The sequence below is a fragment of the Achromobacter deleyi genome, from assembly GCF_013116765.2.
GTDB lineage: Bacteria > Pseudomonadota > Gammaproteobacteria > Burkholderiales > Burkholderiaceae_B > Achromobacter > Achromobacter deleyi_A.
Window position 1 is genome coordinate 2598997 of record NZ_CP074375.1, and the last position, 22021, is coordinate 2621017.

21 protein-coding genes are annotated in these 22021 nt (G+C 68.8%); 8 read left to right on the forward strand and 13 right to left on the reverse strand.

Translation table 11 applies throughout. From position 1 onward, the window contains the following. Window positions 1-50 precede the first annotated feature (50 nt). On the forward strand, window positions 51-674 hold the full coding sequence (locus tag HLG70_RS11640; RefSeq protein ID WP_171664551.1) for a LysE family translocator: 624 nt from the start codon (window positions 51-53) through the stop codon (window positions 672-674). Window positions 675-721: 47 nt separating this feature from the next. Here HLG70_RS11640 and HLG70_RS11645 read toward each other — a convergent pair whose 3' ends face one another. Then, entirely contained in the window at window positions 722-1048 is a 327-nt protein-coding gene (locus HLG70_RS11645) for a c-type cytochrome (protein ID WP_171664552.1), read from the reverse strand. Window positions 1049-1116: 68 nt separating this feature from the next. Further along, a complete protein-coding gene (nirK, locus tag HLG70_RS11650) occupies window positions 1117-2199 on the reverse strand; it encodes a copper-containing nitrite reductase (protein WP_171664553.1) in 1083 nt (360 codons plus the stop codon). 191 nt (window positions 2200-2390) lie between these two features. Here nirK and HLG70_RS11655 point away from each other — a divergent pair, with 191 nt between their 5' ends. Continuing rightward, on the forward strand, window positions 2391-3173 hold the full coding sequence (locus HLG70_RS11655; protein WP_171664554.1) for a Crp/Fnr family transcriptional regulator: 783 nt from the start codon (window positions 2391-2393) through the stop codon (window positions 3171-3173). Window positions 3174-3221: 48 nt separating this feature from the next. Here the strand turns inward: HLG70_RS11655 and HLG70_RS11660 are convergent, their stop codons facing one another. Together HLG70_RS11660 and HLG70_RS11665 are read right to left on the reverse strand one after the other, a co-directional pair. Next, window positions 3222-4040, reverse strand: coding sequence for a formylglycine-generating enzyme family protein (locus HLG70_RS11660; RefSeq protein ID WP_171664555.1), 819 nt, complete (start codon window positions 4038-4040; stop codon window positions 3222-3224). A gap of 111 nt (window positions 4041-4151) precedes the next feature. Further along, a complete protein-coding gene (locus tag HLG70_RS11665; RefSeq protein ID WP_171664556.1) occupies window positions 4152-6437 on the reverse strand; it encodes a nitric-oxide reductase large subunit in 2286 nt (761 codons plus the stop codon). Between the two features lie 257 nt (window positions 6438-6694). Between HLG70_RS11665 and HLG70_RS11670 the strand changes: the two genes are divergently transcribed. Then, on the forward strand, window positions 6695-7399 hold the full coding sequence (locus HLG70_RS11670; protein WP_171664557.1) for an aspartate/glutamate racemase family protein: 705 nt from the start codon (window positions 6695-6697) through the stop codon (window positions 7397-7399). Between the two features lie 18 nt (window positions 7400-7417). Here HLG70_RS11670 and HLG70_RS11675 read toward each other — a convergent pair whose 3' ends face one another. After that, the gene (locus HLG70_RS11675; protein WP_171664558.1) at window positions 7418-8128 is read right to left on the reverse strand and encodes a Crp/Fnr family transcriptional regulator; all 711 of its coding nucleotides are present in this window, start codon (window positions 8126-8128) and stop codon (window positions 7418-7420) included. A 160-nt stretch (window positions 8129-8288) separates the two neighbouring features. On the opposite strand from HLG70_RS11675, the gene HLG70_RS11680 reads away from it, so the two are divergent. Both HLG70_RS11680 and HLG70_RS11685 read left to right on the forward strand, forming a co-directional pair. Continuing rightward, window positions 8289-9944 (forward strand): acyl-CoA synthetase, encoded by a 1656-nt coding sequence (locus tag HLG70_RS11680; protein ID WP_171664559.1) that lies wholly within the window; start codon window positions 8289-8291, stop codon window positions 9942-9944. A gap of 35 nt (window positions 9945-9979) precedes the next feature. Further along, window positions 9980-11749: an acyl-CoA dehydrogenase gene (locus HLG70_RS11685; RefSeq protein WP_171664560.1), complete on the forward strand. Its 1770-nt coding sequence runs from the start codon at window positions 9980-9982 to the stop codon at window positions 11747-11749. A gap of 3 nt (window positions 11750-11752) precedes the next feature. On the opposite strand, the gene HLG70_RS11690 is transcribed toward HLG70_RS11685, so the two are convergent. Next, a complete protein-coding gene (locus HLG70_RS11690; RefSeq protein ID WP_171664561.1) occupies window positions 11753-12964 on the reverse strand; it encodes an MFS transporter in 1212 nt (403 codons plus the stop codon). A gap of 152 nt (window positions 12965-13116) precedes the next feature. On the opposite strand from HLG70_RS11690, the gene HLG70_RS11695 reads away from it, so the two are divergent. After that, a complete protein-coding gene (locus HLG70_RS11695; RefSeq protein WP_171664562.1) occupies window positions 13117-13572 on the forward strand; it encodes a winged helix-turn-helix transcriptional regulator in 456 nt (151 codons plus the stop codon). Here the strand turns inward: HLG70_RS11695 and HLG70_RS11700 are convergent. The 4 genes from HLG70_RS11700 to HLG70_RS11715 all read right to left on the reverse strand — a co-directional run bounded on the left by HLG70_RS11700 (window position 13569) and on the right by HLG70_RS11715 (window position 17160). Beyond that, window positions 13569-14570 (reverse strand): pyridoxamine 5'-phosphate oxidase family protein, encoded by a 1002-nt coding sequence (locus tag HLG70_RS11700; protein ID WP_171664563.1) that lies wholly within the window; start codon window positions 14568-14570, stop codon window positions 13569-13571. The genes HLG70_RS11695 and HLG70_RS11700 overlap by 4 nt on opposite strands. 31 nt (window positions 14571-14601) lie before the next feature. Continuing rightward, window positions 14602-15231 (reverse strand): glutathione S-transferase family protein, encoded by a 630-nt coding sequence (locus tag HLG70_RS11705; RefSeq protein WP_171664564.1) that lies wholly within the window; start codon window positions 15229-15231, stop codon window positions 14602-14604. A 104-nt stretch (window positions 15232-15335) separates the two neighbouring features. Next, window positions 15336-16241 (reverse strand): LysR substrate-binding domain-containing protein, encoded by a 906-nt coding sequence (locus HLG70_RS11710; protein WP_213697174.1) that lies wholly within the window; start codon window positions 16239-16241, stop codon window positions 15336-15338. Further along, window positions 16225-17160 (reverse strand): LysR substrate-binding domain-containing protein, encoded by a 936-nt coding sequence (locus HLG70_RS11715; RefSeq protein ID WP_171664565.1) that lies wholly within the window; start codon window positions 17158-17160, stop codon window positions 16225-16227. The genes HLG70_RS11710 and HLG70_RS11715 overlap by 17 nt, the downstream gene beginning before the upstream one ends. Before the next feature lie 105 nt (window positions 17161-17265). Between HLG70_RS11715 and HLG70_RS11720 the strand changes: the two genes are divergently transcribed. Next, a complete protein-coding gene (locus tag HLG70_RS11720; protein WP_234103509.1) occupies window positions 17266-18570 on the forward strand; it encodes an MFS transporter in 1305 nt (434 codons plus the stop codon). Here HLG70_RS11720 and HLG70_RS11725 read toward each other — a convergent pair. After that, a complete protein-coding gene (locus tag HLG70_RS11725; protein ID WP_171664566.1) occupies window positions 18527-19411 on the reverse strand; it encodes a LysR substrate-binding domain-containing protein in 885 nt (294 codons plus the stop codon). The genes HLG70_RS11720 and HLG70_RS11725 overlap by 44 nt on opposite strands. Window positions 19412-19534: 123 nt before the next feature. Between HLG70_RS11725 and HLG70_RS11730 the strand changes: the two genes are divergently transcribed. After that, window positions 19535-20209, forward strand: coding sequence for a flavodoxin family protein (locus tag HLG70_RS11730; RefSeq protein WP_171664567.1), 675 nt, complete (start codon window positions 19535-19537; stop codon window positions 20207-20209). Here HLG70_RS11730 and HLG70_RS11735 read toward each other — a convergent pair. Further along, complete coding sequence (locus HLG70_RS11735; RefSeq protein WP_171664568.1) at window positions 20149-20973, reverse strand: helix-turn-helix transcriptional regulator; 825 nt, start codon at window positions 20971-20973, stop codon at window positions 20149-20151. The genes HLG70_RS11730 and HLG70_RS11735 overlap by 61 nt on opposite strands. 21 nt (window positions 20974-20994) lie before the next feature. Then, window positions 20995-21954 (reverse strand): proline dehydrogenase family protein, encoded by a 960-nt coding sequence (locus HLG70_RS11740; protein ID WP_171664569.1) that lies wholly within the window; start codon window positions 21952-21954, stop codon window positions 20995-20997. Window positions 21955-22021 lie beyond the last annotated feature (67 nt).

Below are 22021 nucleotides of genomic sequence, written 5' to 3' on the forward strand. Positions count from 1 at the left end.
GGCTGCAGGCTGGCCGCAACGCGCCGCCCCCCTCCACTGGAGTTCGACCCATGTCGCTTGAAACCTGGCTGGCCTTCCTGGGCGCCTCGGCCTTGCTCGTGATGCTGCCCGGCCCCACCATTCTTACCGTCATCAGCTATTCCATCACGCACGGCAAAAGCGCCCGCCTGCCGCTGGTGCTGGCCGTGGCGCTGGGGGATTCCACCGCCCTGGTGCTGTCGCTGCTGGGACTGGGCGCGCTGCTCGCGGCGTCGGCCTTCTGGTTCACGGTCGTCAAGACCGTGGGCGGCCTGTACCTGCTGTACCTGGGCTACAAGCTGCTGCGCGCCGGCGTGTCCCCGGCCGTGATGCCCGCCACGGCCGCCGTCGGCTCGCGCTGGAGACTGTTCGCCAATACGTATCTGGTGACCGCGCTGAACCCCAAGGGCATGATCTTCTTTGTGGCCTTCCTGCCGCAATTCATCGACCCGGCGGGCGACGTGACGCGGCAGCTATGGATGCTGTCGGCCACCTTCGTCGCCTGCGCCGGCATCAACGCCGCCGCCTACGCGGTATTCGCGGGTTCGGCCCGGCGCATGCTGGCATCGCCCCGGGCGCAACGCGGCTTCAACCTGGGCGGCGGCGCCATGCTGTCCGCCGCCGGGATCTGGGCCATGCTGGCGCGCCGGGTCTAGGGCCTGTCAACGCGAAAAGGAGCCTCGCGCCGCTTCAAGGCCGGGCTCTACCTGGCCGCGGCCATCATGTATTCCACCGCGGCGCGCAGCGTGGCCTCGTCCGCCGCCGAGCCGCCGCGAGGAGGCATGGCGCCCTTGCCTTTCAGCACGGTGACCATCAGCGCATCCGCGCCCTGCGCAAGAAACGGCGACCAGGCCTGCTTGTCGCCCAGCTTGGGCGCGTTGGCCACGCCGCTGGCATGGCACACGACACAGGCCGATTTATAGAGTTTTTCCCCGGCGGGATTGACGGAGGCCAGGGTGTCCGCCGTGGCCTGCTGGACAGGCAGGCTGGCCAGGGCGGCGGCAAATGCGATTCGGGCAATGTTGAGCATGGCAAAGACTCACGGCTACGGGTTCCGGGATAGCGGCAAGGCGCGGACCGCGCCCTGCCGTCAGGCCATCAGCGAGGGATCGGACCCGGCGCCTTGATCTGCTTCATCAGGTCGTCGTTCCATTTGCCTTCGACCTTGATGTGCCCGGCCGCGCCCAGTTCGAAGGCTTCGATCAGGTTGTGGTTCAGATAGGCGTACACGCCGGGCTGCTTGAAGGTGTAGAGCGCCGCGCCCGCGGAGCCGCCCCGGATGAACCAGGTTTCCAGGTTCTTCTCGGGGGGGTTGCCGAACTTGCCGGTCTCCCAGACCCAGTCGCCGTGGCCGCCGATCAGGTGCGGACGCGTGTCGCGGTTGGCCTGCGAATGGATCAGCAGCACCGTCTCGCCGACCTTGGCGGTGAGCGCGTTGTCCCCGGTCAGCGCGCCTACCTTGCCGTTGAAGACGATGTGCGAGGGCGTCAGCTTGCGCATGACTTCCACCGTATCGCCGTAGCTTTCGGCCAGGGTCGCGTAGTCCTTGTACTTGCCGTTTCCGTCCTTGGGGATATACAGGTCGAATTCGCCGATCGTATAGGCGCGGTCATAGTGCAGAGGCTTGCCTTGCGGGTCCTTCAGGCCGTCGCGCGGCAGCACCATCAGCGTACCGCTCATGCCCGACACCACATGCCAGGGCACCATGCCCTCGGGCGCGCAGTGATAGACGAAGGTGCCGCTGCGGTCCGCCTTGAAACGCAGCGTGGCCTGCTCGCCCGGGTTCACGTTGGTGAGCTTGGCGCCGCCCAGCGCGCCCGTCGCGGCATGGAAGTCGACGTTGTGCGGCATGGCGTTGGAGGCAGGATTGACCAGCGTCACTTCCACGTAGTCGCCCTCGTGCACCACCAGGGTCGGGCCGGGCATGGATCCGTTGAACGTCATCGCCTGCAGGGTCGTGCCCTTGTCGTCGATGACCATCTTCTTTTCCTCGATGGTCATGACGAACTCGATCACCTTCGGTCCCGACTTCGCCACCTGCTCATGCGGGTGAACCATGGGCGGGGCGACCAGCGTGACTTTGGCGCGCGGCAGCTTGTCGGCATTCTGGGCGGAAGCCAGACCCCCGGCCATCGTGAAAACCAGGGCCGCGGCAAGCAAGGTGGGGCGCAACGCGTTCATGTGCTACTCCTCTTTCGGTTTCTTCAAAGCCGAGTCTGTCGGCAACTCCATTGAAGGACCGCGGGCGCTTGCGTTCTTTGCTGTAGCGCAAACTTCGGACCAGCCTGCGGCGGCGCGCGCATTGTCAGCCGGGGCCGTCGATGTCACCATCGGAGCGTGGAAAAATTCTCCACGGCCACACGCGGACCGCCATGCCATCGCCTCTATGCCATGCACTGCTGCGCAACCTGGATCTGTTCAGGCCTTTGTCCGATGCGCAGCTGGACGCCGCGCTGCAGGGCGCCACGCCCTGCCGTCTTGAAGCCGGCGAGGTGGCGTACCGCCAGGGCGCCGACGGCGCCCACTTCTTCGTGCTGCTGCACGGCTGCCTGAAAGTCGCTCAGCTGACCTCGGAGGGCGAACAGGTCGTCGTGCGCTACGTCAATCCGGGCGACATGTTCGGACTGGCCTGCGCCATGCGGCAGTCCTGTTACCCCGCCACGGTGCTGGCCGTCCAGGAAAGCGTCTGCCTGGCCTGGCCGGCGGCCGCCTGGGAAGGCTTCACGGCCAGCCATCCGCAACTGGGCGCGATCGCGCTCCAGACCATGGGGCAGCGCCTGCAGGACGCGCACCTGCGCATCCAGGAACTGTCCACCGACGAGGTCGAGCAGCGCGTGGCGCGTGCGATCCTCCGGCTGGTCCAGCAATCCGGCGAGCCCATGCAGGACGGCATCGGCATCAGCTTTCCCATCACCCGGCAGGACGTGGCCGAAATGACCGGCACCACGCTGCACACCGTCAGCCGGCTGCTCAGCGACTGGAAGCAGCGCGGCATCGTGACCAGCGGGCGCAAGCGCATCGTGCTCCGATCGCCCGCCGCGCTGGCGCGCCTGTCCGAACACGCGCAGCCCGCCATGGATTGCTCGGCCTGCCTGTCCTGTCGGGACGGTTCGCCCGCCGCCGAGGACTCGTCCGCCGAGCTGGCCGCGCACTAGGGCACTTGAGTCCGGGTCCTGGGACCCGGGCCCTTGATTCCGTAACCGCTACCCCTCATCCAGCACCAGGCGCAGGCCCAGGTTGGCGGGCGGCACGCCGACCGAACACGCGCCGCTCTTGGGGTCGCGTATGAAATCGGGCAGATACGCAATATGGCGGCCCGCCGCCACGCGTATGCCGCAATTCCGGCCTGGCGCCGGGACGGCGCCGCCGTCCGCCTGCGCATCCAGCACCCGCCGCGAATGGCAGTCGGACGTCCAGTCCCACACGCTGCCCGCCATGTCCTTCAACCCCGCCGCGTTGACGCCATATGCGCCGAACGGGCGCAACGCCGTATCGGCGGCCTGCCCGCCGCGGCGGCTCTGTTGTTCGTATTCCGCCAGCCATCGCTGCGCGGGGTCGCCGGTGTCGGGCAGGTCCGCGGGCGTTTCGTCCCGATAGGCCTCGCCCGCGGCGTAGACCCACTCGCCGTAGTCAGGCAGCCGGAAGCGTTGGCCGGTGGCGCCCGACAGCCACGCCGCGTAGGCGGACGCATCCGACCAGCTGATGCCGATGGCGGGCAGATCCGGTGAAGACGCCCGGCGTTGCGCCGCATCCAGCGGCTTGCAGGCGCTGGCGTTCACGCACGCGGCGTATTCCGCCTGGCTGACCTGGCGCGTCATGATGGCCACGCCCCGCGGATGGCGGGCGGTGATGGGCGCCGGCGTCACGGGATAGCCGTTGCGCAACGCCTCGCCCGGCGGCTGATAGCTGACTTCTCCGGGCGGCAGGCGCGTGAGTTCCGGCAATGCAACGCGGGCCCGGTCTGCGGGCCCGCAAGCAGTCAACAGCAATGAAATGGCGGCGGCGATCGGCAGGAAGCGCATGCGGAGTTTCTCCGGAGCGCCCGCGCCAGGAGGGCGCGGGCTCTGCTTCCATTGGACCGGCCGGGGCGGCCTGTCTCTTTGCGCTGGCGCAAAGAGGCGGACGCCTTGGGCTCAGCCCCGCGCAGCCTTGGGGGTCAGGCGCGGCTCGGCCAGCGAGGGCTTGGCGCTCAAGAGCCCCAGGATCACTTGCATGACCATGGCCAGCGCGCCCAGCAGGAACACCACGTCGCCAAAGGTGCGGCCCCAGCGCAAGGTCTTCAGCAGGTCTTGCTGCATGAAGGCCTCGCTGCGGGCGTACCACATCCCTTCGCTGACGCTGGCATGGAACTGGATCAGGCCGACCGGCAGCAGGCTGGTGAAGATCATCAGCGCCAGGCCCACGTTCATGCCCCAGAACGCCAGCTTCATCAAGCCGGGGCTAAGCGAATACTGCGGACGGATATAGCGCAGCACCAGCAGGGTAAAGCCCAGCGCGAGGAAGCCGTACACCCCGAACAACGCGGCATGCGCGTGGACCGGCGTGGTGTTCAGGCCCTGGATGTAGTAGAGCGAGATCGGCGGGTTGATCATGAAGCCGAAGACGCCCGCGCCCAGCATGTTCCAGAAGGCCACGGCCACGAAGCACATCAGCGGCCACTTCAGGTCGGCCATCCACGGCGCGCGGGTCTTGAGGCGCCAGTTTTCCCAGGCCTCGTGCCCCAGCACGATCAGCGGCACCACTTCCAGCGCCGAGAAGCTTGCGCCCACCGCCATCACGGGCGTGGTCGTGCCGGCAAAGTACAGGTGATGGAACGTGCCCGGAATGCCGCCCAGCATGAACAGCGAGGCCGAGGCCAGGCTGGCGGTGGTCGCCATGCGGCGCGACACCAGGCCAAGCGTCGAGAAGATGAAGGCCAGCGCCGTGGTGGCGAACACTTCGAAGAAGCCTTCGACCCACAGGTGGACGATCCACCAGCGCCAGTACTCCATCACCGTCAGGTGCGTGCGTTCGCCGTAGAAAAAGCCCGCGCCGTAGAACAGCCCGATCGCGCCGACGGAAGCCGTCAGCAGCGCCAGCAGGTTCTTGTCGCCGCCGGGCGTGCGCAGGGCGGGCACGATGCCGCGCAGCATCAGCACCAGCCAGAAGCAGATGCCGGCGAACTTGCCGATCTGCCACAGGCGGCCCAGGTCCACGTACTCATAGCCCTGGTGGCCCAGCCAGAAATTCAGTTCGGGCGGCATGATCTGCGCAATGGCCAGGTAGTTGCCGGTGAACGACCCGACCACCACCAGCACCAGCGCCCAGAACAGGATGTCGACCCCCGCCTTCTGGAACTTGGGGTCGCGTCCGCCGTTGATCAGCGGCGCAAGGAACAGGCCCGCCGCCAGGAACCCGGTAGCGATCCAGAACAGCGCGCTCTGGATGTGCCAGGTGCGCACCAGCGAATAGGGGAACCACTGGGATACGTCGATTCCATAGAACTTCTGCCCTTCGACGGTGTAATGCGCGGTGAAGCCGCCCAGCAGCACCTGGAAGCCGAACAGCGCCACCACCAGGAACAGGTACTTGCCCAGCGCGCGTTGCGACGGCGTCAGGGCAAAGGTGGTGAGCGGATCGCGCGCGGGCGCTTGCGGCTCTTCCTCTTCCTTGCCGCGCAGGAACGCCCAGGCCCAGACCAGGAAGCCGATGCCCGCCAGCAGCACCACCACGCTGATGATGGACCACATGACGTTTTCCGCGCTGGGCTGGTTGCCGATCAGCGGTTCGTGCGGCCAGTTGTTGGTGTAGGTGACCGGCTTGCCTTCGCGCTCGGTCGCCGCCGCCCAGGCCGTCCAGAAGAAGAAACGGGTGAGCTGCGTGCGGCGCGCGGCATCGGGCAGCGTGTTTTCCTTCATCGCGAAATTCTCGCGGCTGCGATGCAAGGCCGGCGCATCGGAGAACAGCTGGTCGTAGTAGGCCGCGGTCTGCTCGATGGCGAGCGCGCGGCGCGGCGTGATCGTCAAGGTGTCCGTGGCGGCGTCGCTGCGGTTGCCGCGGTACTCGGCCTTGAGCGCCTCGCGCAGGGCGGCCTGCGCGGGCGCGGGCAGTTGCGCATAGGCCTGGCCGTGCTCATCGCGCGCGGCCAGGTCCAGCCAGGCCATCAGCTCGCGATGCAGCCAGTCCGCCGTCCAGTCCGGCGCCTGGTACGCGCCGTGCCCCCAGATCGAACCGAGCTGCATGCCGCCCACGGACTGCCAGGCGGTCTGCCCGTCCAGGATGTCCTCGCGGCCGAACAGCGCCCGGCCGTCGGTCGTCACGACGTGTCCGGGAATGGGAGGCGCCTGCCGGTAGACCTCGCCGCCGTAGAAGCCCAGCAATCCGAATGTGATCGCCACCACGGCGATCAACGTGAACCATAATTTCCGATACGGACCCATGATGGGAACGCCCTCCTGTGTTGCGGTTGGTTGGGGTGCAGTTCCCTATGCGAATTCCGTGCCAGAAAAAAGTCCCGCCAAATCAGCGCCTTGAAAACCGCGTGGTTTTTTTGACCCTCCAGGCCAAGGGTATAAATCACTGTCTCCGGGTTTTTTCCACCACGCGATGGCGCCACGCTTGCAGGCGCTCGCCACTTACAATCGCCGCTGTACGCCCGCTCGCCCAAGGGGCGGGCCTTGGACAAGGAATCCGCCGAATGACCGCCACGCCGCTGCACATCGGAATCGTCGCCTGCTCCGCCGAAGGCGCGGCGCTCTGCTACCGCAGCTTGTGCGCGGACGGCGCGCAGCGCATGGGACCGCACGCGCACCCCGAGATATCGCTGCACACGCATTCGCTGGCGGACTATGTGACCTGCCTGGACCGGCGCGACCTGGCCGGCGTGGGCGCGCTGATGCTGTCCTCCGCGGACAAGCTGGCCCGCGCGGGCGCGGATTTCCTGATCTGCCCCGACAACACCATCCATCAGGCGCTGGGCCATGTCCTGCCGCGGTCTCCCCTGCCCTGGCTGCACATCGCCGAAGAGGTCGCCGCCGTGGCGGCCGCGCGCGGCTACCGCCGCATCGGCATCCTGGGCACGCACTGGCTGGTGGACAGCGAGGTCTATCCGGCCAAGCTGGGCGAACGCGGCCTGGACTATTCGCGGCCCGCCGGGGACGACCGGCAGGCGCTCGGCCGCATCATCATGGAAGAACTGGTCCGCGGCGTGTTCAAGCCGGACTCCGTGGCGCGGCTGCAAGGCATGATCGAGCGCCTGCGCGACGACGGCTGCGACGCCGTGGTGCTGGGATGCACCGAACTGCCGCTGGTGCTGAACGACGGCAACTCCGCGCTGCCCACGCTGGACTCCACCCGCATTCTTGCGCAGGCGGCGCTGGACCGGGCATTGCGGCCCGGCTGAAGCGCCCCCCCGGAACCTTCAGATCTGTTCCAGCCCGTATTGGCGCAGGCGTTCCAGGTCCAGCACCTTGATCTGGTTGTAGGCCAGCGCCAGTATCCCCAGGTCGGCCAGCGACTGCAGGGCCTGGTTGACCCGCTGGCGCGACAGGCCCGTCAGGTAGCCCAGCTCTTCCTGCGAGATCGCCAGGATCAGGTCGGTGGACGGATACAGCTGCGGGTTGAACAACTGCGCCAGCGACTGCGCCACCCGCGCATCGGCATCCAGCAAACGGTGGTTCTGGATGGAAGCGATGAACTCGCCCATGCGGTCATTCAACTGGCCGATGACAAAATGCGAAAACGGCAGGCTGGCCGACAGCAGCGCGTGAAACGTGGCGGACGGCACCAGCATCACCAGCGACGGCTGGATGGCCACCACATCGTACTTGCGCAGCTCGCGCTTGATGACGCTGCCCTCGCCGAACCAGCCGCCCGGCGGCACCCCCGAGAACGTGCAGCTGCGCCCCGACTCGTTGTAGATCGCCAGCTTCAGCAAGCCCTTGTTCACGCCCAGCCAGTAATCCGACGGCGCGTTGCGCCGCGCGATCCAGGCGCCGCTGTCCACGTGTTCGGCGCGCGAAGTCGCCAGCACCAGGTCTTGGTGGCGGGCCTCCAGCGAGGCGAACCAGGAGCAGGCTTCAAACAGCCTGGACAGCTGCGCGGGGGAAACTATGTTTGAAACATCGGACATGGGAAGAACCGTGTAAAACTGAGGTAGGCGCGGTCGGCGGGCCGTCTGTCATGCAGGCGACAGACACCATTTTCCGGCCGCGCCTATGCTGGAGCAAGCGACGGGGATCAAATACCCCGCAGACGGACACGAGGCGTCCGCGCCCCAATGGAGACAAAGCATGAGCGGCATGTTCGATCACGGCCTTGCGCGCCGCGAGGCCAATTACGAAGCCCTTACCCCCGTGGATTTCATCGCGCGGGCGGCGGAAGTCTACGGCCACCGGCTGGCCATCGTCCACGGCAAGGCGCGCAGGACCTGGGCGCAGACCTATGAGCGCGCCCAGCGGCTGGCCGGCGCCCTGGCGCAAGCCGGCATCAAGCGCGGCGACACCGTCGCCGTGATGCTGCCCAACATCCCGGCCATGGTCGAGGCCCACTTCGGCGTGCCCATGCTGGGCGCCGTGCTCAACACGCTGAACACCCGCCTGGACACACCCAGCGTGCTGTTCATGCTGGGCCATGGCGAAGCCCGCGCGCTCATCATCGACACCGAATACGCCGAGCTCGCCCAGCGCGCCCGCGCCGAATTCCCGCATCTGGCGGTCATCTCCGTCCACGACCTGGAAGGCGCGCCCGCCACCCTGCCCGGCGCCACCGACTACGAAGCCTTCCTGGCCGCCGCCCCCGCCAGGTACGACTGGAAGCCGCCCGCCGACGAATGGGACGCCATCGCGCTGAACTACACGTCGGGCACCACCGGCGATCCCAAGGGCGTGGTCTACCACTATCGCGGCGCCTACATGAACGCGATCAGCAACATCCTTGAATGGGACATGCCCAAGCACCCGGTCTATCTGTGGACGCTGCCGCTGTTCCATTGCAACGGCTGGTGCTTCGCGTGGACCGTCGCGGCGCGCGCCGGCGTGAACGTGTGCCTGCGCAAGTTCGATCCCCAGACCGTGTTCGACCTGATCCGCAACGAAGGCGTCACCCACTATTGCGGCGCGCCCATCGTGCAAAGCGCGCTGGCGAACGCGCCGGCCGAGATGCGCGCCGGCATCGCGCATACCGTGCGCACCATGGTGGCGGGCGCGGCGCCGGCGCCGGCCGTCATCGCCAAGATGCGCGACATCGGCTTTGAGCTGACCCACGTGTACGGCCTGACCGAAGTCTACGGCCCCGCCGCCGTCTGCGCCCGCCAGGACGCCTGGGACGCGCTGGACGACGAACGGCGCGCGCAGCTTACCGCCCGCCAGGGCGTGCGGTATCACCTGCAGGCCGGCGTGTCGGTGCGCAACCCGGAAACCATGGAAGCCGTGCCGCCCGACGAAGCGACCATCGGCGAAGTCATGTTCCGCGGCAACATCTGCATGAAGGGCTACCTGAAGAACGAACGCGCCACCGAGGACGCCTTCGCCGGCGGCTGGTTCCATACCGGCGACCTGGGCGTGATGACGGCCGACGGGTATGTCCGCATCAAGGACCGCAGCAAGGACATCATCATCTCGGGCGGCGAGAACATCTCCAGCATCGAGGTGGAAGACGCGCTCTACCGGCATCCGGCCGTCGCGGCCGTCGCCGTGGTGGCCATGCCCGATCCCAAATGGGGCGAGACGCCCTGCGCCTTCGTCGAGCTCAAGCCTGGCTGCACCGCGACCGCCGACGAGATCATTGCACACTGCAAGCTGCTGCTGCCGGGCTTCAAGGTACCGCGTGCGGTGCGCTTCGGCGAACTGCCCAAGACTTCCACCGGCAAGATCCAGAAATTCGAGCTGCGCGCCGCCGTCGGCGCCACGTCGGCCATCGACGTGGCCAACCCCGACAAGCCCGCCTGATTCCCTTTCCCCAAAAATCCAGGAGCGCATACGCCATGACGTACCAAGCCCCCGTGAAAGACATGCTGTTCGTGCTGAACCATCTGGCCGGCCTGCCCCAGGTGGCCGCCCTGCCCGGTTTCGAGGAAGCCACGCCCGACACCGCCCAGGCCGTGCTGGAAGAATCCGCGCACTTCGCCGCGGAAGTCCTGGCGCCGCTGAACCACCCTGCCGACCGCGAGCCCAGCGCCTGGCGCGACGGCGCCGTCACCACCGCGCCGGGCTTCAAGCAAGCCTTCCGCCAATACGCCGACGCGGGCTGGCAAGGCATGACCCATCCGGTGGAATACGGCGGCCAGGGGCTGCCCGGCCTTATCGGTTCGCCTTGCGCCGAAATGCTGAACGCCGCCAACCTGTCGTTCGCGCTGTGCCCGCTGCTGACCAACGGCGCCATCGAAGCGCTCATGACGGCCGGCTCCCCCGAACTGCGCGAGCGCTTCATCGGCCCGATGATCTCCGGCCTATGGACCGGAACCATGAACCTGACCGAGCCGCAGGCGGGCTCCGACCTGGCCATGATCCGCAGCCGCGCCCAGCCCGTGGGCGACGGCACCTACCGCATTTCCGGCACCAAGATATTCATCACCTACGGCGACCACGACCTGACCGAGAACATCCTGCACCTGGTGCTGGCCCGGCTGCCCGATGCGCCCGAAGGCGTGAAGGGCATTTCGCTGTTCCTGGTGCCCAAGTTCCTGATCAATGACGACGGCACGCTGGGCGAACGCAACGACGTCGCCTGCGTGTCCATCGAACACAAGCTGGGCATCAAGGCCAGCCCCACCGCCACGCTGCAATTCGGCGACGCGGGCGGCGCGCTCGGCTACCTGGTCGGCCAGGAAAACCGCGGCCTGGACGCCATGTTCATCATGATGAACGCCGCCCGCTATGCGGTGGGCGTGCAAGGCATCGCCATCGCCGACCGCGCCTACCAGCACGCGCTGGCCTATGCGGCCGAGCGCGTGCAGAGCCGCCCGGTGGATGGCTCGTCGCGCGACGCGGTGCCCATCATCCAGCACCCGGACGTGCGCCGGATGCTGGGCACCATGCGCGCGCTGACGGAGGCCGGCCGCGCGCTGGCCTACGTCACCGCCGGCCACGCCGACCTGGCGCACGCCAGCCCCGACGCCGACGAACGCAAGCGCCAGCTCGCCATCCAGGAATTCCTGGTCCCCATCGTCAAGGGCTGGTGCACCGAGATGTCGATCGACGTCGCGAGCCTGGGCGTGCAGGTCCATGGCGGCATGGGCTTCATCGAAGAAACCGGGGCGGCGCAGTACTACCGCGACGCCCGCATCCTGACCATCTACGAAGGCACCACCGCCATCCAGGCCAACGACCTGGTCGGCCGCAAGACCTTGCGCGACGGCGGCGCCGTGGCGCGCGCCTTGCTGGTAGCGGTCAGCCAGACCGAACGTGAACTGGAAGCCCGCGGCGAACCCGCCGCCCTCCGGATGCTGACGCCGCTGCGCGAGGCCCGCCTGGCGCTGGCCAGCGCCGTCGACTTCATCCTGGCCAATGCCGCCAGCCATCCCAACGCGGTCTTCGGCGCGGCCGTTCCCTACCTGCTGCTGGCGGGCACCACGCTGGCCGGCTGGCAGATGGCGCGCGCGCTGCTGGCCAGCCTGGATCTGCAAGCCCAAGATCCGGCGTTCCACAACGCCAAGATCGCCACGGCGCAGTGCTATGCGCTGCACAAGCTGACGCAGGCGCCGGGCCTGGCGGCGGTGGTGCTGGGATCGCGCGACTACGAGGTGCAGCCGTAACGCCTACACCCGCGCCTGATCGCACGGCTGGCGCTCCGGGGTCCCGCGCAGGCGGGACGCCTTGCGCGGCACCGTCGCCGCCCAGAACAGCAGCGCGGCCAGGCTGATGCCCGCGCCCAGCGCGCAGACCCCCAGCCAGCCGGCCCGCGCGTACACGGCCGTGGACGCGATCGATCCCAGGCCGCTGCCCACCGCGTAAAACATCATGTAGCCGCCCACCAGGCGGCTGTGCGCCTGCGCGCTGATGCTGAAGATCATTGCCTGGTTGGTCACGTGCAGCGCCTGCAGCGCCAAGTCCAGCACCAGCACTCCCAAGACCAGCGCCCACAGGCTGTGATCCAGCAGCGCGATCGGCGCCCAGGCCAGGCACAGCAGCGCCAGTCCGACAGCGGTGGTCTTCTGGCCTTGCCCGCTATCGGCCAGGCGGCCGGCACGCGCCGCCATCAGCACCCCCACCACGCCGACCAGCCCGAACGCACCCACTGCCGTGTGCGACAGCGAATGCGGCGGCGCACTCAGCGGCAGCACCAGGGCGGTCCAGAATGCGCTGAACGCCGCGAACATCAACAGCGCGATCATGCCGCGCACGCGCAGGACGCGTTCGGTCGCAAGCAGGACAAAAACCGAACGCAGCAGCGCGCCGTAGCGCAGGTCAGCCGCGGGCAGGCGGCGTCGCGGCAGCCAGCGGGCCAGCACCAGCGCCAGCACTGCGGACAGGCAGGCCGACACGAGATACACCGCGCGCCAGCCCCACAGGTCCGCCACCGCGCCGGCCAGCGTCCGCGCCAGCAACAGGCCGATCACCACGCCGCCCTGCGCGGCCCCCACCACCCGCCCGCGCTCGGACGGCGCGGCCAGCGCGGCGGACAGCGCCAGCAGGCCCTGCGTCATCGCCGTGCCCAGCAGACCCAGGGCCACCATGCCCGCCAGCAGCCACGGCGAATTCGCCGACGACGCCACCGCGCCCAGGGCCAGCACCAGCAGGCCCAGCTGCGCCAGCATCAGCCGGCGGCGGTCCAGCAGGTCGCCCAGCGGCACCACGAACAGCAGTGCCAGGGCGCAGCCCAGCTGCGTGGCGGTGACGACGATGCCCACCGTCGCTTCGCTCATGCCGAACTCGCGGCCGATGGCGTCCAGCAAAGGCTGCGCGTAATACACATTGGCGACGCTCAGGGCACAAGCGGCGGCCAGCAGCATGACCAGGGAGGCGGGCATTCGGCGCTGAGGCTCGCCAGGGGGGAGTTCAGGGTGTGGAGCAGTCATGACGATCCTTAAGTAGTTTTATAATGCAACCGAAATGCTAGATCCTAAGGTTTTATAATGCAACCATAAAATGCATGCCGCCAACCCACCCCAAAGGACCCGACATGGTCAAACGCACCAGCCTTGAAGGCGCCGCCTGCCCCGTGGCACGCTCGCTCGACGCCATCGGCGACTGGTGGTCGCTGCTGATCGTGCGCGATGCCTTCGACGGATTGCGCCGCTTCGGGGAGTTTCAGAAGAGCCTGGGCGTGGCCAAGAACATCCTCAGCGACCGCCTGCGCACGCTGGTTGCCCACGGCATCCTGGCCGTCGCGCCCGCATCCGACGGAACCGCCTACCAGGAATACGTGCTCACGGAAAAAGGCCAGGCGCTCTTCCCGGTGATCGTCGGCCTGCGTCAATGGGGCGAAGACCATTTCTACGGCCCCACCGAAGCGCACTCGACGCTGATCGACCGCAAGCGCGGCCAGCCCGTGCGCCGGATGGAGATCCGCGCGCAGGATGGCCGCTTGCTGGGCCCCGGCGACGCGGTCGTGCAGAAGACGGCGCAGCCCGGCTAGGGCCCGCACCGGCTGAACAGGCCCTGGGCGGCAGCCGGCCACTGCCCCGTCGCCAGCGCGGTCGGCGAATAGGAATCGAACCGCCAGCGCAAGGCCAGCGCGCCCGGCCGCCTCACCACGCGGCGCACATGCACGCGCCAAAGACGTTCCGCCCCTTCGAACGCCGCGATCGCCGGGTCGTCCAGGATCACTTCCGCCCGTCCGCTCAACTGCAGCACGTCCCCGCGATCGAAGTCGATGAAGAGCAATCCGGCCACGGGGTTGGCCGCCAGGTTGCCCAAGGTGTTGAAGAAACGGTTGCCGGAGAAGTCCGGGATCGTCAGCACATCGCCGTCCACCCGTACAAAGCCGGGCTTGCCGCCCCGGTGCGAGACATCCACGCCGCGGCCGCAGGCGGCTTCATCCCGGTCCACGTAACTGGCGACAAAGAAGGTGTCCGACGCCGAAATGAGCGCGCGCGCCGCGGCGTCCAGCCCGTCGCGCTCGGGCAGGGCGGCCGCAAAGCGCATCGACGGCGAGCGCGAAAAATAGAAATCGCGCGACTGGATGTACTGCGGACAGTTGCCAAAGGACTGCTCCACCGCCACGTCGAAACGCTTGCCGTCCCAAGCCGCGATGCGGCCGTTCATGCGATTGCGGCGGCGCGTGTGCAGCTCGATTCCCAGCAAGCCCACCGCCCTGCCCGGCCCCAGGCCGGCGCGCAGCGGGTCATCCGCATCGGGCAGGACGGCCACGCGCAGCGTGTGCGGATCGGGCGACACGGCAAAGCCGGGCTCGCCCTCCAGGACGCCCGCCCAGGGATCGCCCTGCCCGTCCACCGCGCCCGCCACCAGGAAGGGCAGCTGGGCGAAAAATTCGCGATGCTGCTCGGGCATGTAGTCGCGGATGACCTTGCGGCCGACCTGCTCCATGCGCGCGGCCACACCCGCGTGTTCCTGCAGCCGGCGTTCGCCGGCATGCCAGGGCGGCGGCGGGGCGAAGTTTTCGGGGGAGGTCATGATGATGTCCTTGCGGGCGAGGCGCCCGCCTTCAAGCGGCCAGCAGGCCCACGGGCGACGAAGCCATGGGGACAAATCGCGGCAGGTTCTCGATGCGGGCAAGCCATGCCCTGACATTCGGATAACCCTCCAGGGACACATTGCCTTCGGGCGCATGCGCCACGTAGGCGTAGCAGGCCACGTCGGCGATGGTGGGCGCGCTGCCCGCCAGGAAATCGCGGCGGCCCAGCTCGCCCTCCATGACGGCCAGGAAGGCATGTGCGCGCGCCATCGTGGTTTGCGCGTCGTAGGGTGCGCCGAACAGCGTCACCAGCCGCGCCGTCGCGGGCCCGGCCGCCAAGGGGCCGGACGCCGCCGACAACCAGCGCTGCACGGCCGCGGCGCCCGCGGGGTCGGCGGGCAGCCATGCCTCGCCGCCGTAGCGCCTGGCCAGATAGACCAAGATGGCGGTGGAATCGGCGATCACGACGCCGTTGTCGTCGATCACCGGGACCTGGCCGAAGGCGTTGAGCGCCAGGAATTCAGGGCGCTTCTGTTCTCCGCCGCGCAGATCCACGTCCACGGTTCGATGCGGCACATCCAGCAGCGACAGCATCAGGGCGACGCGGTGCGCATGGCCGGACAGGGGAAAGCTGTAGAACGTCAGGGGGACGGCTTGCATGGGGGGCTCCAGGTGGAATCAAGGTTCCATCTTGAGCCCCCGCGTGCGGAAGGTGAACGGCCAGCGCCGGCAAGACACTCTTGCGGCGGATGAAAGAATGCGGCTCAGGCCGGCAGCGCGGCCAGATCGCGGCGCAGGGCCTCGACGCAGAACTCCACGAAACTGCGCACCTTCGCCGAACTCTTGCGCCCTTCCGGGTACACCACATGGACCGGCCGGGGCGGCAGCTCGAAATCGCGCAGCACCACCTCCAAGGCGCCGCTGGCCAGAGGCCGGGCCACCTGGTAGGACATCACCTGCGTCAGGCCCCAGCCCTCGCAGGCCGCCATCACCGCGGCCTGAAAAGACGTGACGGTCAGCTGCGATTCCACATTCAGCCGCCGGGCCTGTCCGTCCTGCAGGAAGCGCCATTGCGGTCCTCTGCCCTCCATGGCCACGGTGATCGTGCAGAAGCGGTGCAGCGCCTCCGGGTCCTCGGGCACGCCGCGTTCCCGCAGAAAGCCGGGCGACGCGCAGACCACGCGGCGCACATGCCCGACCGGCACCGCCGTCAAGGTGGAGTCCGGCAAGGAACCGATGCGCACCGCCACGTCGATGCCTTCGTCCAGCAGGTTCACCACGCGGTCCACCAGCAGCGCGCGCACGGAGACCTCGCGGTGCTCCCGCAAGTAGCCCAGCACGGCAGGCATCACGTGCAGTTCGCCGAACAAGGCGGGCGCGGTGATGCTGAGCGCGCCTCGCGGCGCGGACATCGCGCCCGCGGCGGCATCGTCGGCCTGCTCCACCTCGTCCAGGATCCGGCGGCAGTCGGCGGCGTAGCGCTGGCCCGCCTCGGTCAGCCGCAGGCTGCGGGTGGTGCGCAGCAGCAGCAAGGCGCCCAGCCGGCGTTCCAGCGCCGCCACGCTGCGCGTGACCGTGGGCGCCGACATCTCCAGACGCCGGGCGGCCGCGGCGAAGCTTTGGGCCTCGGCCACCGCCAGGAACACTGTCATCTCATGAAATCGATTCACGGCCTGCGGGCTCCGCTGATTGGATGCGCGCCGCCGACAGCGCGGCGACGCTGTCATTGACGCATTGCTCGACGATTCCGCCCAGTGCGGCGCAGACAGGATCTGGCTGCGCCTGGGCACGGTACAGCGACAGCGGGATGGCAGGCAGATCCGGTAAACCGTGTTCGCCCGGCTTGAGCGCGCGCACTGTCGCGGGCAGACCCAAGGGTGTGCGCACGGCCAGCCCCAAGCCTGCCGACACGGCGGCCCACAACCCCGCCAGGCTGGGGCTGGTGAATGCGGCCAGCCAGGGTATGCCGGCGCGGTCCAGGGCGTCCGTGGCGCAGCCGCGAAACAGGCAGGGCGGCTCGAAGGCAGCCAGCGGCAACACGCCATCCGAATCCGGAACGGGCGCGGGGTGAGCAGGCCCTATCCAGCACACCGGCAGTTCGGCCAGCCGTTGCACATGCGGCAGGCGCGCGTCGTGGTCCCAGGCCAGCGCCAGATCCAGCTGGCTCAGCGCGATGCGTTCCAGCAGGTCGGTGTTGCGCGCCACGCGCGCCTCGATCCTCACCTTAGGATGGGTCCGCGCAAACCTGCCCAGCACGCGCGGCAGCAGCATTTCGCCGAAATCCTCCTGCAGGCCCAGCCGCACCCTGCCCTGCAATTCCACGCCGCGCACGGCTCGGGAGGCTTGATCGTTCAGATCCAGCAACCTGCGTGCGTAAGCCAGCATGGTCTCGCCGGCGTCGGTGAGCGCCAGGCCGCGCCCGTCCTTGCGCAGCAGCGGCACACCGGCCTGCTCCTCCAGCTTCTTCAGCTGGGCGCTGACGGCGGATGTGGAACGGCCCAGGCGGTCGGCGGCACGCCCGAAGCTGCCGAGGTCCACGCCCGCGACAAAGCTGCGCAACACATCCAGGTCGAACGTGACTGGTCTCATCAGATAGTCCTGTTTTTCGAAACCATGACTACATAAATTCCCGATTTTCAGAATGATAGTAGAAGCGCAGACTGGCCCCGTCAATCCACCCGTTCGTAGGTGCCTATCGTGTCGCTTCCCCTGTCCCCAACGCTTCCCGCCCGTCCATTCCATCGCTGGAAGATCCTGGCCGTGGGCGTCGTCGCCAACACGGCCTTTTCCGCCGTCGCGGCGGGCCTGCCCACCACCGCCGTCTTGATGCGCTCCGGCTACCGGCTGGACAATGACCAGCTGGGCCTGGTGCTGGGCCTGCTGGGATTGGGCGTGGCCCTGTTCGAACTGCCGTGGGGCCTATTGACCGACCGCTGGGGAGACCGCCCCGTGCTGCTGACAGGCCTGGGCGCGACGGCGGCGGCCCTCGCCTGGATGAGCGGCTGGGCCGTACCCGCCGGCGGCGGCGTGCCCAGCCTCTGGCTGCTGGCGGCAGGGCTGGTGCTGGTCGGCATGCTGGGTGGCAGCGTCAACGGCGCGAGCGGCCGCGCCGTGATGGCCTGGTTCGACGAAGGCGAGCGGGGACTGGCCATGAGCATCCGTCAGACAGCGGTGCCGCTGGGCGGCGGCCTGGGCGCGCTGCTGCTTCCCTGGCTGGCCGCCCATGCCGGATTTGGCGCGGTCTTCGGCGTGCTGGCGGCCATGTGCGGCGCTGCCGCGCTGCTTGCCGCCTGCTGGCTGCGCGACCCGGACCGCCCGCGCGCCCTGGCCGCGCATCACCCCGCCGCATCCAGCCCGCTGCGCGACGCCCGCGTCTGGCGTGCGGCGTTCGCCATCGGCGTCATGTGCAGCCCGCAATTCGCGGTGCTGACCTTTGCCGCGGTCTTTCTGCATGACTTCAGCCGCGCCGGCATCGGCACCCTGACCGCCGTGATGGTTGCCGTGCAGCTTGGCGCCATGGCCGCCCGCATCGCAAGCGGAAGGTGGACGGATCGCCACGGCAACCGCCGCGCCTACCTGCGCGGCTGCGCGCTGCTGAGCTTCGCGCTGTACGCGGCGCTGGCCGCGGCGGCCTGGGCGGTCCGGGCGGCCCCCGCCTCGAATGGGGCCGTGTTTGCCGTGGCGGTGCTGCTTGCCGCCGCCGGCATCTGCGCATCGGCCTGGCATGGCGTGGCCTACACCGAGCTGGCCACGCTGGCCGGCGCATCCCGCGCGGGCACGGCGCTGGGCATGGCCAACAGCTGCGTCTACCTGGGGCTGTTCCTCACGCCCCTTGCGATTCCGCATGTCGTCGCGGCAAGCTCGTGGCCGATGGCCTGGCTGATTGCGGGGGCATGCATGCTGACGGCGCTGCCGCTGCTGCCGCGCACCGCCGCCCGGCCCGCGAGCGCCGGCCCTAGGCGCGGAATTCCTTGCGCAGCCACGCCAGGAAAGCCCTGACGGGCGGATGGCGCTCGCGCCCCGGCGCGCACAGCGCGGTATAGGCCGAGCCCGCCACACGGACGTCGGGGCGATACGGCACCAGGGTGCCGGCCCCGACGCTGTCCGACACCATGACGGAACTGGCCAGCACCAACCCCTGGCCCGCGATGGCCGCCTGCAGGGCGTAGTGCTCTTCCTCGTAGGCATGCTCGGCCGTGGGCCGGCGCCACGCGGGCAGGCCGGCCGCCACGCACCACTCCTGCCACCCTTGCTCGTACAGCGCGGGATCACGCCAGCGCACGGTCACCAGCGCGGGCGCGCGCCTGCCCGCCTGCGCCACCTGCGCCGGCGCGCCATACACGCCAAACCATTCGGGCAGCGCGCAGGCCGCATGCAGGGCCGGATAGCGCTGGCGGCTGTAGCGGATGGCCACGTCCACGCTCGCGTCTTGCAGCAGGTCCACGGGATCCGGGCGGGTATCCAGGCGCAGCTGATACTGCGGACAGGCCTGATGGAAGCGCCCCAGCCGGGGCACCAGCCACAGCGCCGCGAATGAATGCGTCGTCGACACCGTCAGCGCTCCCGATGCCGGCGCCGGCCGCAGGGCGTCCAGGGTCTGCGCGACGTCCAGCAAGGCGCCATGCACTCCCGCGAACAGGCGCGCGCCCTTGTCGGTCAGGCGCACGCCACGCGGCACGCGATCGAACAGCGCGAATCCCACGTGCCGCTCCAGCGCCTTGACCTGATGAGAGACCGCCGTCGGCGTGACCGAAAGCTCGGCCGCGGCCAGCTTGAAGCTGCGCAGCCTGGCCGCGGCCTCGAAGGTGCGCAGCGCCGTGACGGGAAGCGTGGCGAACATGGCATGGCCTCCTGGGTGAATTCATTTCATCTTACTCAAGGAATCATCATTTGTCGCGCCGCAACCGCGAGCCCAATATTCCCCAATTGGATGAGCACATTCATTCAATCCACGGAGCCAAGCATGAATTCAAATCAGCAATCAAAACGACTGCTCATCCTGGTCGGCAGTCCGCGCCGGGACGGCAACAGCGCTGCGCTGGGCGAGGCTGCCCGGCGCGGAGCCGAGGCTGCCGGCACGTCCGCCCTGCTCTTGTTCCTGGACGACTACATCCAGGGCTTCCTGCCGGACTTGCGGCATTCGGGCGCACCGGCCGATCGCTACGCCGAGCTGTTCCTGGATCACTTCCTGCCCGCCGACGGCGTGCTGATCTGCACGCCCGTCTACTGGTACGGCATGTCCGCCCAGGCCAAGGCGTTCTTCGACCGCTCTTTCAGCCACTATGTGGGCGCCGGCCCCGAACCGGAGCACGTCAAGGCGCGCATGGCCGGCAAGCGGCTGGGTCTGGCGGTCGTCTCGGAAGAAACCTATCCCGGCGCCGCGCTGGGCATCGTGCATCAGGTGCAGGAGTACGCGCGCTATACCCATTCGGACTTTGTCGGTTATGTGCACGGCGCCGGCAACCGGCGCGGAGAGATCGCGCAGGATCCCCGCCAGCCGCTGCTCGCGGCGGAAAAGCTGGGAGCCGGTTTCTTCACCCGGAAGTACTCGGATTACCGGATCGAGACGCCCCGCAGTCACAATGTCTGGGAGCCGCCCGCGCCGGCCTTGCGCAACACCCCGGGCGTGCTGCCGTAGACCTGCTTGAACACGCGCGTCAGGTGCGCCTGATCCGCGAAGCCGACCGCCTGGGCGGCGTCCGCCAACGGCAGGCCGCCGCGCAGCAGTACCCGGGCCCGCGCCACCCGCCAATTGCGCAGCCAGGCCTGCGGCGGCAGGCCATAGCGCCGGGCGAACTGCTTGACCAGAGTGGTGCGATGCCGGTCCTGAGCCTGCGCCAGCGCTTCCAGGTCCGGCGCGCAGGCGGGGTCGGCCGCCATGCGCTCGCGCAGCAGGGCGCATACGTCGGGCATCGTCATGGCATCATCCGCGGGCGCGGAGCCCCGCGCCCGGGCATGCGCGGTCAGCAGGCCGAACAGGGCGGCGGAAATGCGCTCGCGGCGCACTGCGGACGGGACCGTGTCCGGCGACAGCGCCTCCAGCCACAGGCGGCATAGCGCGGCATCGGCGATGACCGGTCCCGCCAGGCTCGCACCCTCGGCATACAGCGCCCGTTCGTGGTCCTGGAACCAGGCCGGATCGATATACGCCATGCGATACGCCAGCGGCGCGGCCGACGTGCCGCCGGTATGGACCTGCCCCGGGGCGATCACCACCAGGTCGCCCTCGCCCGCGGCTTGCGGTTCCCCATGCACCGTGAAATCGCAGCGGCCCCGCGCAATGGCGCCGATGGACCAGGCATCGTGAAAATGCGGCGCATAGCGGTAGGCGCGCAAGTCCGCGATCAGCACATCGCCGGGCAGGCCCGCGCCGCAATGCCAGATATGTTGGGAAACCGCCATGAGTGCGCCAGTGGACCGTGGCTATCCGAAATAGTGTCCGTCCGCCGTCAGGGAACGAGCGAGCAGCCACGCGTTACGAGGATTCTCTCCCACGCGGCGGATGGCATACGGCCACCAATCGGCGCCAAACGGGAGATAGACCCTGACGTTATAGCCCAAGGCGCGCAGCGCCAGTTGCCAATCCGGGCGTACGCCGTAGAGCATTTCGAACTCGAAGCCGCTGGCCGGCCAGCCGCGGTCCCGTGCCAGCTCCATGATGGCGCCGGCCAGCCGGTCGTCGTGCGTGCCGAAGACAGGATAAAAACCCGATTCGCGCGCCTCCCGCGACAGCATGATGGAAGCCGCGTCCAGATAGGCCTGGTCGATGCGGGCGCGCCCCGCGTGGTCCAGCGCGCGCTCGGGAAACGCGCCCTTGACCAGCCGCAGCGAGGTCCGCTGGCGGATGGCCCAGGCCAGGTCTTCCGGCGTGCGCCGCCGCCGCGCCTGCAAGGTCAGGCCGGCGGGGATGCCCGCTACCAGCAGATTGCGGTGCAGGGCGCAGGTGCGGTCACGGATGCCCGAGTCTTCCATGTCCAGCACCATCCAGTCGCCCCCCTTTCCGGCGCTGCCACGTGCCGCCATGCCGATGCGACGCGCGTTGTCCTCGCCCAGCGCGTCGCTGTGCATGTAGCCGATGGCGGTGGGATCGACTGAAACGTGCACATCCAGGCCAGCTGCGGCCAGCGCGCCGCATGCGCCGATAGCCTGATTCACGTTGTGCTCGATGGCGCCGCGGTCGGCGACGTACTCGCCCAGATAGAACAGGGACGCCCGGATGCCGTGCGCCTCCCGCAAGCGCGCGGCGGTCCGGACCGCTTCGTCCACGTCGGCGCCGCCGACGAAGCGGCGCGCCAGCGTGGACCGCGCCGCCATCGTCCGCATCGCCCGCCCCGCCACCGGGCTGCGCGCCAGCGCGATCGTGGCTTTCTGGAAAATGCTCATGGCTCCTCCGCTTAAAGAGCGCCACTATGCGGCGGGAACCAGCGCCTGTATTGAACGCCCGTGAACC